The sequence below is a fragment of the Microlunatus soli genome, assembly GCF_900105385.1.
Lineage (GTDB): Bacteria > Actinomycetota > Actinomycetes > Propionibacteriales > Propionibacteriaceae > Microlunatus > Microlunatus soli.
Window position 1 is genome coordinate 1,214,173 of sequence record NZ_LT629772.1, and the last position, 12,284, is coordinate 1,226,456.

Consider the following 12,284-nt stretch of genomic DNA (forward strand, 5'->3'; position numbering starts at 1 on the left):
GGAACCGAGCCTACAGCCGGACTGTTTCCCACAGACCCGGCACGTCACGGCCGCGCGCCTTGTGGAGTCTTGTCAAACGATCCAGTCCGACCCAGCCCGTCACGGTCACGACCACTCCATCGTCGGTCGACACAGGTGCCGGCCCGACCCCCGCATCACGAACAGATCAACGAAATCAACGCTCGCCTCAACTGGACTCTCCGTGCGGTGAAAACTCGACAGCTTCCTGCACCCCCGGGGTCCGGTGTTGCCGCGCGGCGGACCGTCTCCGGCGTCCTACCAGGTCGCGAATAGGATCGGATCTCGTGACGTCTCTCAGGTCCCCGATCAAGCCGTACGCCGTCTCCCCGATGCGTGCAGTACCGGCAGACATACCGCGTCCGGAGTATGTCGGCAAGAAGGGACCACAGCCGTACACGGGCCCGGCGGTGCAGACCAGCGAGACCATCGAGAAGATGCGGATCGCGGGCCGGATCGCCGCCCAGGCGATGCGAGCAGCCTCCGAAGCGATCGCACCGGGCGTGACCACCGACGAGATCGACCGGGTCGGCCACGAGTTCCTGATGGACCACCACGCCTATCCGTCGACACTGGGCTATCGCGGCTTTCCCAAGTCGCTGTGCACCTCGGTCAACGAGGTGATCTGCCACGGCATCCCCGACGCCCGACCATTGCAGGACGGCGATCTGGTCAAGATCGATCTGACCGCCTTCATCGGCGGCGTGCACGGCGACAACTGCGCCACCTACTTCTGCGGCGAGGTCGACGACGAAGCACGCAAGCTCTCCGAGGTCACCCAGGAGGCCATGCTGCGCGGCATCAAGGCCGCCAAACCCGGCCGACAGGTCAACGTGATCGGTCGGGTGATCGAAAAGTACGCGACCCGCTTCGGCTTCAGCTCGGTGCGCGACTACACCGGACACGGCGTGCACACCACCTTCCATTCCGGTCTGGTGATCCCGCACTACGACGAACCGGCCTACGACACGGTGATCGAGCCCGGCATGACCTTCACCGTCGAGCCGATGCTGACCACCGGCGGCTACGACTGGATCCAATGGGACGACGGCTGGACCGTGCTGACCGCCGACGGCTCACGCTGTGCCCAGTTCGAACACACCATCGTGATCACCGGCTCGGGTGCGGAGATCCTCACCCTGCCCTGACCGTCACGGCCGGAGCCGATTCCAGGAGGACAGATGACCGTGACGAGTTTGCAGACCAGCGCCGCCGAGTTGGACGCGGCCGACCCGCTGGCCTGGTGCCGACACGAGTTCAGCGGCGAGGTCCGGGCCTACCTGGACGGCAACTCGCTCGGCCGGCCACCGCGGGAGGCCGCGGTGCGGCTCGCGGCTGTGGTCGAACACGACTGGGGCAACCGGCTGATCCGCAGCTGGGACGAGCAATGGTTCGCACTCCCGCTGGAGCTCGGTGATCGTCTCGGCCGACTCACCCTCGGAGCGGCCGCCGGTCAGACCGTGATCGGCGACTCGACAACGGTGATGCTCTACAAACTGCTGCGGGCAGCGGTCGATGCGGCGCCGGACGGCCGGAACGTGATTGTGGTCGACCGGGAGAACTTCCCCACCGACCGCTACATCGTGGAGTCCGTCGCGTCCGAGCGTGGCTTCACCGTGCGTTGGCTGGAGCCCGATCCGGTCGCCGGCGTCACGCCCGATCTGTTGGCCGCGGCGCTGGCCGATGACGTCGCCGTCGTCACGCTCAGCCACGTCGCGTACAAGTCCGGGTTCGTCGCCGACCTGCCGACCATCACCGAGCAGGTCCACCGGGCAGGCGCCGTGGTGCTGTGGGATCTGTGCCACTCGGTCGGACTGTTGGACGTCCGACTGGACGACGCGGACGTCGACCTGGCTGTCGGCTGCGGCTACAAGTTCCTCTGTGGCGGGCCCGGCGCGCCGGCCTTCGGCTACGTCGCCGCCCGACTACAGGACCGGCTGACCCAGCCCATCCAGGGCTGGATGGGGCACGCCGACGCGTTCGCGATGGGCCAGGGCTGGTCGCCCGGCCCCGGGATGCGGCGCTTCCTGTCCGGTACGCCGCCGATCCTGGCGATGATCCCGCTGACCGCCAGCCTGGACCTGATCGAACGCGCCCGGATCACCACCATCAGCGACAAGGCGCGCCGGCTCGGCCGGTTTGCGATCGAGGCCACCGACACCCTGCTGGCCGGACACGGTGTCACGGTGTCCTCTCCTCGCGAGGACGCGCTCCGCGGTGGCCACGTCACCATCTCGCACCCCGCGTTCCGTGAGGTCACCCGACGACTGTGGGAAGCCGATGTGATCCCCGATTTCCGCAACCCGGACGGGATCCGACTCGGCCTGGCGCCGCTGACCACGAGCTTCGGCGAGGTGCTCGATGCCGTCGCCTCCATCGGGGAACTGCTGAGCCGGCGGTAGGGTTCTGCCGTTCGCGCAGCGTCGCGCAACTCCACCTCCCGCGACCAGCGAACGGAACCACCCCTTGTCCACCACCGGCCCAGACGCCAGCACGCCCGCACCGGACAGCCTCCCCGACTCCGGCGACCCCTACACCGTCCGGGCGGCCTTCGGTTCCCTGCGTCGGATGCGGATCGAGGTGCTCGGCGGTCTGGTTGTCGCGCTCGCGCTGATTCCGGAGGCGATCTCGTTCTCGATCATCGCCGGGGTCGATCCGCGGGTCGGCCTGTTCGCCTCGTTCACGATGGCGGTGACGATCTCGATCGTCGGCGGCCGCCGGGCGATGATCTCGGCCGCAACCGGTTCGGTCGCCCTGGTGATCGGTCCGCTGACCCGCGAACACGGCATCGATTACCTGATCGTCACCGTGTTGTTGGCCGGGGTGATCCAGATCGTGCTGGCACTGCTCGGAGTGGCCAAGCTGATGCGGTTCATCCCCCGCAGCGTGATGATCGGCTTCGTCAATGCGTTGGCGATCCTGATCTTCATCGCCCAGTTGCCGCACCTGATCGGCGTCCCCTGGCTGGTCTACCCACTGGTCGCGGCCGGCATCGTGATCATCATCGGTTTTCCGCGGCTGACCACGGTCGTGCCGGCACCATTGATCGCGATTCTGGTGATCAGCGTGCTGGTGATCGCCACCGGGCTGGACATCCCGAACGTCGGCGACGAGGGCAAGTTGCCCGACAGCCTGCCGACCCTCTTCCTGCCGGATGTGCCGCTGAGCTGGGAGACTCTGCGGATCGTGGGACCGTACGCGTTCGGGATGGCACTGGTCGCCCTGCTGGAATCCCTGATGACGGCGAAGCTGGTCGATGACGTCACCGACACCCACTCCAACAAGACCCGGGAGGCGCTCGGTCAAGGCGTCGCCAATGTCGTCACCGGGCTGTTCGGCGGGATGGGTGGCTGCGCGATGATCGGCCAGACCATGATCAACGTCAAGCAGTCCGGTTCTCGGACCCGGATCTCGACTTTCCTGGCCGGTGTCTTCCTGCTGATCCTGGTCGTCGCACTGAACGACATCGTCGCTGTCATCCCGATGGCTGCCCTGGTAGCGGTGATGATCATGGTCTCGGTCGGCACCTTCGACTGGCACAGCATCCACCCGCGGACACTTCGGCGAATGCCGATCAGCGCCACGGTGATCATGCTCTGCACCGTGGTGCCGACAGTCCTCACCAACAATCTCGCGGTCGGTGTGATCATCGGTGTCGTGGTGGCGGCTCTCTTCTTCGTCGCCCGGGTCGCGCACTTCACCGAGGTGGTCGACGTCGCCCATCCCGACGACGAGACCCGGGTGTACGCGGTCAGGGGACTGTTGTTCTTCGCCTCCAGTAACGACCTGGTCTACCAGTTCGATTACACCGGTGATCCGCCGAACGTGATCATCGACCTGTCACAGTCCCAGATCTACGATTCATCGACCGTCGCCACCCTGGACGCCATCGAGCAGAAGTACCGGGAGAAGGGCAAGAACGTCGAGATCACCGGACTGAACGAGCCCAGCCTGCGTTGGCATTCCCGACTGACCGGCACTCTCGGCGGCGGCAACTGAGCGGTACGCCGCTGACCACGGCGAGGTTCCTGGCGCATTTCGCCTCACGGACACCTGCACTGTGCCTCGCACGCCTCGATGATACGTTGCTTAGGTAAGGCTTACCTACCTAAGGAGAACAGTGCACCCCCACCTGTTCAGCCACCGCACCGTCGACGATTACGACAAGCAGGTGCGCGCAGCGGTCGAAGCGGTCAGTTCCCGGATCCAGGCGGTCCGCCAACCGAGGACCGCAGCAGCGCCCGAGCAGCTGCAGGCGTTGGTCGACGGCATCGACCTGGACCGCCCGACCGGCGACACGTTCGCCGCGATCGACGAGGCGGCATCGCTCTACCTGGAGCACGCGGTCTGGTTCCACCACCCCGACTACCTGGCCCATCTCAACTGCCCGGTCGCCCTACCGGCGCTCGCGGCCGACGCGATCGCCTCCGCCGTCAACACCTCGGTCGACACCTGGGATCAGAGCACCAGCGCGACCCTGATGGAACAGAAGTTGATCACCTGGACGGGGGCCCGGATCGGCTTCGACGAGCAGTGTGACGGCATCTTCACCAGCGGTGGCACGCAGTCCAATCTGCAGGCGATGTTGTTGGCTCGCGATGAATGTCGACGACGCAGCGGGCTGCGTTCCACGGCAGGGTTCTGCATCCTGGCCACCGACCAGACCCATTTCAGCGTCGCCAAGGCCGCCGGCATCCTCGGGCTGCCCGACGACGCCGTACGGGTCGTCTCGACCGACCGACGGGGCCGGATGCGGCCCGATGCCCTGACCGACCTGATCTCCGACCTCCGGGCCGCCGGGAAGTCGATCATGGCGGTCTCGGCGACGGCCGGAACGACCGACCGCGGAGTGATCGACCCGCTGCCCGAACTCGCCGCGATCTGCACCAGGGAAGGGATCTGGCTGCACGTCGACGCGGCGTACGGTTGCGGGCTGCTGGTGTCCCGGCAGCGTCGTTCCTGGCTGGACGGGATCGAGCGGGCCGACTCGGTCACCGTGGACTATCACAAGAGCTTCGGTCAGCCGGTCGCGTGCAGTGCCGTCCTGGTACGCCGCGCCGAGACGATGCAGCACGCCGGGTGGCACGCCGACTATCTGAACCCGGCGGAGAGCCGGCATCCCAACCTGGTCGACAAGAGCCTGCAGACCACCCGCCGATTCGACGCCTTCAAACTGTGGCTGACGCTGCGGGCGACCGGACCGGACCTGCTGGGCGACGCATTCGACCAGGTGATCGACCTGGCGACCGGCGTGGCCGAGCTGATCGACGACGACCCGGTCCTGGAGCTGCTGCAGGAGCCGACCCTGAGCACGGTGCTCTTCCGCTACCTCCCGGAGGACGGATCAACCGGGCCGCGGCTACTCGATGCGGTCAACACCCGGATCCGGGAGGAATTGTTCGCCTCCGGCCGGGTGCTGATCGCCAAGACCAGGATCAACGGCAGCAGCTGGCTGAAGCTGACCCTGCTCAACCCGGAGACCGGGATCGACGGCATCGCGTCGGCGCTGGAGTTGATCAAGTGGACCGGACGACGGCTGATCGGGTCGGGCGAGTTCGTTGACTGTTCGAGCGACGGCGCCGACGGCACCGGGATCGAGGCCGCCTGATGCGAATCAACGATCTGATCGGGATCGGGATCGGCCCGTTCAATCTCGGCCTGGCCAGTCTGACCGACCCGATCGAGGACCTGGACGCGATCTTCCTCGAAGCCCGGGACGAGTTCAGCTGGCATCCGGGCATGCTGCTCGACGAGGCAACCATCCAGGTGCCCTTCCTGGCCGATCTGGTGACGATGGCCGACCCGACGTCGCCGTACTCCTTCCTGAACTACCTGAAGCAGACCGGGCGGATCTATCCGTTCTACATCCGGGAGAGCTTCTATCCGCTGCGCCGGGAGTACGACGCGTACTGCCGGTGGGTCTGCGATCAGCTCCGCACGCTGCGTTTCGGCCAGCGGGTCACCGCGGTCCGCTACCACCCCGGCCACGACGCCTACCAGGTGATCGCCGATCACCGCGGCAGCGAGGTGCAGCACTGGGCACGCCGGCTGGCTGTCGGTATCGGCACCGAACCGTGGCTCCCGGATGCCGTCGGCGGGCTTCCGGGAACGGTCCTGCACAGCTCGGATTACCTGCACCGCAAGGAGGAGCTGCAGCAGCGACCGGCGATCACGATCGTCGGCAGCGGACAGAGCGCGGCCGAGATCTACCTCGACCTGCTGGCCGATATCGAGCAGCATGACTACCGGCTGGACTGGTTCACCCGTTCGCCGCGGTTCTTCCCGATGGAATACACCAAACTGACGCTGGAGATGACTTCACCGGAATACACCAGCTACTTCCATCAGCTGGCGGCTCCGCTGCGCGCCGAGCTGCTTGATCAACAACGCGGGCTGTACAAGGGAATCAGTTCCGATCTGATCAACGCGATCTACGACACCCTCTACGCCAAGAGCGTAGCCGGCCCCCCGCCGACCCGACTGCTGACCGGTGTCGAGCTGGTTGCGGCGAACGGTGCCGAGGCCGCGGACGGCCACGAATCGGAACTGACGTTGGAGTTGCACCAGATCGAACAGGGCCGACGGTTCACTGCTAAAACCTCGGCGATCGTCTGTGCCACCGGCTATCGGCCCCGCCGGCCGGACTTCCTGGAGCCGATCGTCGATCAGATCGCGATCGGTGCCGACGGCCGCCCCGATGTGGCTCGCGACTACTCCGTCGACGGGGGTCGGGGCCGCATCTTCGTGCAGAACGGCGAGGAGCACACCCATGGACTCAGCGCCCCAGATCTGGGTCTGGGCGCCTACCGCAATTCCATGATCATCGCCGGCATCCTCGGCCGTGAGGTGTATCCGATCGAGCGGCGGATCGCGTTCCAGGATTTCGGAGTCCCTGCAATGTCCGGCCCCGAGCCGGAACGGGTGCCGCACCGCGAGGAGCTCAGCGCATGATCGAGACATCGCCGGACACCGTCGTCTTCGACCGACCGTCCGAGATCGGCCGGATCACCATCGAACCGCTCGAACTGGACCGCGATCTGACCCTGCTGCACGGCTGGGTGACCGATCCGAAGGCCCGCTTCTGGGAGCTCCAGGATGCCGACCTGGAACGCGTCCGAGCCGAGTACGCCGAGATCGACGCCGATGATCATCATCATGCCTGGCTCGGTCGGGTGAACGGTCGTCCGATCTTCCTGACCGAGAGCTACCTGCCCGCGCACAGCGAACTGGCCGACGTCTACTCGGTCCGGTCGGGCGACGTCGGCATGCATCTCCTGGTCGCGCCGACCGACCGGCCGCAGCACGGCACCACCGACGCGGTGCTGTGCACCGTGCTGGAGTTCCTCTTCAGCAACCCTCGGTGCGAACGGGTGGTCGTCGAGCCCGACGTCGACAACACCAAGATCGCCACCAAGAACGCGGCAGCGGGCTTCGTGGTGGACCGCGTCGTCCGGCTGCCGACCAAGCACGCCTCGCTCTCGTTCTGCAGTCGCGCCCAGTTCGCCGACAGCACGCTCGCCCGCAGCCCGCTCGCCCGTCGTCCTCAGCCAGCCCCTGATTCACCTACCCGGGAGGTTCTCCGATGAGCACCACCACTCTGCCCCGTTCGCACGCCGGGTCGTTCGCAGCCACCGAACCGTCCGATGCCACCGGACAGTCTGCCGTCGCCCACCTCAATCCACGGACTGCCGAGGTCTGCCATCGACATCTGACGGCCAAGGCGATCGCGGAGTTCAGTCATGAACGGCTGATCGTTCCGCACCGCGAAGCTGCGACACCGGACGGCGGCCATCGGTACCGGCTGTCGATCGCCGGTAGTCGAGCCGAGTACACCTTCACCGCCCGGCTGCTTCCGTTGGAGCATTGGTTGATCGACCCCGGCTCACTCGCCCGGACGGTCGACGGTGACGAGTCGACGCCCGACGTCCTGGAGCTGATCCGCGAGCTGGCGCCGACGCTCGGAATCCCGGACAGCCTGTTGCGGACGTATCTGGAGGAGATCAGCAGCACTCTGGCGGCTGCGATGTACAAGGCGACCCATCAACGGCTGACTGCGGCCGAGCTGGTCGATGCCGATTTCCAACAGATCGAGGCGGCGATGACCGAAGGGCATCCGGCCTTCGTCGCCAACAACGGCCGGATCGGATTCGGCGTCGGCGACTACGCCGCGTACGCGCCGGAGACCGGTCGGCCGGTGCGGATCCAGTGGCTGGCAGTACGTCGCGCGGCAAGCCACTTCGCCGCCATGGACGGCATCGACGAGGACGAGCTGTATCGGGCCGAGGTCGGGGCGGCGACACTGGCCCGGTTCGCCGACCGGTTGCGCAGCCTGGGCCTGGAGCCCGACGACTACCGCTACCTGCCGGTGCACCCGTGGCAGTGGGAGAACAAGATCACCGTCACCTTTGCCGCCGACCTGGCCCGGCGGGACCTGGTCTACCTCGAGCCCAGCGCTGCTCGTTATCAACCCCAGCAGTCGATCCGTACGCTGTTCAACCTCGACGATCCCGACCGGGCCTACGTGAAAATGCCGTTGGCGATCCAGAACATGGGCTTCCTCCGCGGCCTGTCACCGCGCTACATGCGGGACACCCCGGCGATCAACGCCTGGGTGGCAGGCGTCGTCTCCGCTGATCCGGAACTGGGTGGCCGCGGGTTCGGTGTGCTGTGCGAGGCGGCGTCGATCGGCTACACCGGCAGCAGCTACGAACGGATCGACGGCTCGGCACCGCAGCAGAAGATGGTCGCCGCGTTGTGGCGGGAGAGCCCGATGCCGCGGGTCCGCACCGACGAACGGCTGTCCACGATGGCGGCGGTGCTGCATCGGGACCGGAGCGGCCGGCCCCTGGTCGGCGAGTTGATCACCGCTTCCGGCCGATCCGCCGACGACTGGCTCGGCGCGTTCCTGCGGGCCTACCTGCGCCCGATCGTGCACTCCTTGCTGGTGCATCGGCTGGTGTTCATGCCGCACGGCGAAAACTTGATCATGGTGCTGAAGGACCACGTTCCGGCCCGGATGTTCATCAAGGACATCGGCGAGGAGGTCGCGGTGCTCGACGACCAGCCCTTGCCCGACGCCGCGCAGCGGATCCGGGCCGAGGTGCCGGAGGAGATGATCATGTTGTCGATCCATACCGATGTGTTCGACGGGTTCCTGCGCTACCTGGCAGCGATCCTCGACGATGCGGCTGTCCTGTCCGCAGAGCGCTTCTGGCAGCTCGTCGCCGACTGCCTGAACGACTACGCCGAGGACCACCCGGAGCAGGAGCAGCAGGTCCGGGAACTGTTCGCCGGGCAGTTTGCGCATTCCTGTCTCAACCGGTTGCAGTTGCGCAACACCCTGCGGATGGTGGACCTCGGCGATCAGGCCGGCTCACTGCAGTTCGCCGGCTCGCTGGACAATCCGATCGCCGGACGGCGGCGGACGCCCGCCCGCCGGTAGCCCGATCACGGGTCGGCTGCGCCGAGGGGCCGCGAAGCGCCGCCCCACCGTCAGGTGGGGCTGCGCCCCGCTCTCCTCCCCCTCTGCTCGACGAGCCTTGGCGAAGCGATCGTCGACGAAGCGGGGAGAGCCACGCGGTCGGGACACCGGGGGACGTGCGTCCCTGACCACGACCAGGGTCGGGGGAAAGGGGCAGTTGTTGCGACGACGCGAGCCCTCGATCCCGCAGCGATCCCGAGCAGCCCCGAGTCACACGTCGTCACCGGACCAGCCCCATGACGATCCGTGACCGCTCCATCATGCGCGCGTCGGCGGTCGCTCGGGGCCAGATGTCAGGAATTACCCGCAAAAACTGTGCGACCCGGGCGTGACGACCCCGCGTCGGCGGTGTCCTGCCCTGTGGCGCGCCGCCGCCGATCTTTCACATCCCGATGTGGCCCCTCGGGTGGCGGCCCGTCGTCGAGAGGGCCGCTCACCTGTCGGGGGTGGGTCGAGCGGCTCTCTCGGTCGAACCGGCGGCTGAGGGGGCGAGCCGGCCGGTAAGCCGGATTCTGTACCGCCCGGAGGCGGTGGCGATCATCCATCTGCGACCGTCGTTGCCGACGGCCTGGTGCGATCTACCCGGAAACCTCGGGCGAGCAGCCCTCGAGCGGCTTCCGCGGAGGCGCCGAAGCGCCCCCTTCTTGATCTTGCTCCGGGTGGGGTTTACCGAGCCGGCCCAGTCACCTGGACCGCTGGTGGTCTCTTACACCACCGTTTCACCCTTACCCGATGACCGATGATCATCGGGCGGTTTGCTTTCTGTGGCACTGTCCCGCGGGTCACCCCGGGTGGGTGTTACCCACCACCCTGCTCATCGGAGTCCGGACTTTCCTCGACACCGGTCACCCGATGCCGCGATCGCCTGGCCGACTCGCCCGAAGAGACAGTCTACGGTCTGGCCGGCCGATCCGGCCAATGCCGAGCCCGGCCCGGCAGCGGGATGCGCCCGTCGCCCCATGCCGGCACGCGGGAATCGGACGAAGCCACCGAATCCGATTGACCGTCGCCGGGACCGGATCCAGCATGATCACATGCCGACAGCAGACCAGACCTCGATCGCAGACACCGTCCAGGACAAGGCGGCTCGGTTGCTCAGCCTGCACCGCCGCCCCGAGATCCTCACCTTGATCAACTGCTGGGACGTGATCAGCGCCCGTACGGCAGCGGGGCTCACCGGCGCGCAGGCCATCGCCACCGCAAGCCACGCGATCGCCGCGTCCTACGGCTACCAGGACGGCGAGCAGATCAGCCGGGACGAGATGCTCGCGGTGGTGGCTCGGATCACCCGGTCGGTGGAGCTGCCGGTCACCGCCGATCTCGAAGCCGGTTACGGCGACGTCGGCGAGACGATCCGCCGAGCGATCGGGGTCGGCGTGGTCGGTGCCAATCTCGAAGATCACCTCCGGCCGATCGAGGAGTCGGTGGCGATGGTCGAGACAGCGCTCGCGGCCGGCGCGGCGGAGGGAGTGCCGATCGTGATCAACGCCCGGACCGACGCCTTCCTGCTGGCACCCGAGCGAGCCGCCGACCAGTCGCTCGCCGATGCGATCGAACGCGGCCGGGCCTATCAGCAGGCCGGCGCGCAGTGCGTCTTCGTGCCCGGTGTGCTGTCCACCGAGCTGATCGGTGAACTGGTCGGCGCGCTGGGCCGGCAGCAGGTCAGCATCATGAACGCTCCCGGTGGGCCGACGACGGCGGAGTTGGCCGAGCTCGGCGTCGCCCGGGTGTCGATCGGGCCGTTCGGACAGGCGCTCGCGACCGCCCGGTACGCCGAGATCGGCAGCCGCCTGCTGGCCGGCGGGGGCCTGCCGGCCGCCTGATCAGAGACCGGAGTTGACCGTCCGGACCAGGATCCGGCCGCACTCCTCGCAGCGCAGCACCTCGTCGTCGGCCGCCGCAGCGAAGTCCCGTAGGTCGGCCGCATTGACCTCCAGCTGGCAACCGGTACAGCGCCGGTTGCGCAGCTCTGCCGCGCCGACGCCGCCGTGGCCGGCGCGGAGCTTGTCGTAGCTGGCCAACAACTGGGCCGGGATGTCGGCGGCCACCGCGTCACGCCGGGTGCTCTGATCGGACAGCTCCCCGTCGATGCCGGTCACCTGCTGGTCGCGGCGGGCGATCACCTCGGCCGCCTTCTGTTCCAGCTCGGCGCTGGCAGCGGCACGCTGATCACGGGTCGCGACGGCCGTCTCCAGTTGTTCCATCACCTCGAGCTCGGCGTCCTCCAGATCACCGATCCGGCGGTCCAGATGCTGGATCTCCTCGACCAGTCCTGCCAGCGCCTTCGGGTCACCGACCGAGCCGTCGTCGATCCGCTGCTGGTTGCGGATCCGCCGCTGCCGGACCGGCTCCAGGTCGGTCTCGGACTGCCGCTGCGCCAACTCCAGATCCGACACCTTGGTCTCGGCCTCGACCAGCGCCTCGGAGGCGGCCGACCGATCGGCAGCCAGCTTGGCCAGCTGCGCATGCTCGGGCAGATTGGCCCGGCGATGCTGCAACTGCGCGATCGTCGTGTCGACGGCCTGCAGGTCCAGCAACCTCAGCTGGACCGCGTGATCGGCTTTGATGATTCAGCCCTCCCAACCCTGCATCGCCCCGGGAATCGCCGGCGGCGTTTCCTCGTTGCCGGTCCACCCTATTCGCAGCCGTGCGGTCCGGTGTCAACAGGCCAGTTCGGTGCCGAACGGGCCGGTCCCGCAGCGTCAGGACAATCCGCTGCCGACAGGCGGCTGCTGTGCTGGACGCCGACCTGGACGATGGTGCATCATTTCTGGCAGAGCGAGCA

The 12,284-nt window shown here is 67.4% G+C and carries 9 protein-coding genes and 1 other RNA gene; 8 read left to right on the forward strand and 2 right to left on the reverse strand.

Annotated features, from left to right (window positions below; translation table 11 throughout):
* Window positions 1–350 precede the first annotated feature (350 nt).
* From map to BLU38_RS05705, 7 genes are all read left to right on the forward strand, one after another.
* Window positions 351–1,166 carry a type I methionyl aminopeptidase gene (map, locus tag BLU38_RS05675; RefSeq protein WP_091521185.1) on the forward strand — a complete coding sequence of 272 codons (816 nt, stop codon included), beginning with the start codon at window positions 351–353 and terminating at the stop codon, window positions 1,164–1,166.
* 33 nt (window positions 1,167–1,199) lie between these two features.
* Window positions 1,200–2,420, forward strand: coding sequence for a kynureninase (locus BLU38_RS05680; RefSeq protein WP_091521188.1), 1,221 nt, complete (start codon window positions 1,200–1,202; stop codon window positions 2,418–2,420).
* Window positions 2,421–2,484: 64 nt separating this feature from the next.
* On the forward strand, window positions 2,485–4,017 hold the full coding sequence (locus BLU38_RS05685; protein ID WP_231920190.1) for a SulP family inorganic anion transporter: 1,533 nt from the start codon (window positions 2,485–2,487) through the stop codon (window positions 4,015–4,017).
* Between the two features lie 121 nt (window positions 4,018–4,138).
* Window positions 4,139–5,626, forward strand: coding sequence for a pyridoxal phosphate-dependent decarboxylase family protein (locus tag BLU38_RS05690; RefSeq protein ID WP_091521192.1), 1,488 nt, complete (start codon window positions 4,139–4,141; stop codon window positions 5,624–5,626).
* Window positions 5,626–6,969 carry a lysine N(6)-hydroxylase/L-ornithine N(5)-oxygenase family protein gene (locus BLU38_RS05695; protein WP_091521195.1) on the forward strand — a complete coding sequence of 448 codons (1,344 nt, stop codon included), beginning with the start codon at window positions 5,626–5,628 and terminating at the stop codon, window positions 6,967–6,969. The genes BLU38_RS05690 and BLU38_RS05695 overlap by 1 nt, the downstream gene beginning before the upstream one ends.
* The gene (locus BLU38_RS05700) at window positions 6,966–7,604 is read left to right on the forward strand and encodes a GNAT family N-acetyltransferase (protein ID WP_091521199.1); all 639 of its coding nucleotides are present in this window, start codon (window positions 6,966–6,968) and stop codon (window positions 7,602–7,604) included. Before BLU38_RS05695 ends, BLU38_RS05700 begins: the two co-directional genes overlap by 4 nt.
* Window positions 7,601–9,460: an IucA/IucC family protein gene (locus BLU38_RS05705; RefSeq protein WP_091521202.1), complete on the forward strand. Its 1,860-nt coding sequence runs from the start codon at window positions 7,601–7,603 to the stop codon at window positions 9,458–9,460. The genes BLU38_RS05700 and BLU38_RS05705 overlap by 4 nt, the downstream gene beginning before the upstream one ends.
* 524 nt (window positions 9,461–9,984) lie before the next feature.
* On the opposite strand, the gene rnpB is transcribed toward BLU38_RS05705, so the two are convergent.
* Window positions 9,985–10,376: RNase P RNA component class A (gene rnpB / locus BLU38_RS05710), an RNA gene on the reverse strand.
* A gap of 157 nt (window positions 10,377–10,533) precedes the next feature.
* Here rnpB and BLU38_RS05715 point away from each other — a divergent pair.
* A complete protein-coding gene (locus tag BLU38_RS05715; protein WP_157683231.1) occupies window positions 10,534–11,322 on the forward strand; it encodes an isocitrate lyase/PEP mutase family protein in 789 nt (262 codons plus the stop codon).
* Here BLU38_RS05715 and BLU38_RS05720 read toward each other — a convergent pair whose 3' ends face one another.
* Entirely contained in the window at window positions 11,323–12,036 is a 714-nt protein-coding gene (locus BLU38_RS05720) for a zinc ribbon domain-containing protein (protein ID WP_091521210.1), read from the reverse strand.
* Window positions 12,037–12,284: the final 248 nt, after the last annotated feature.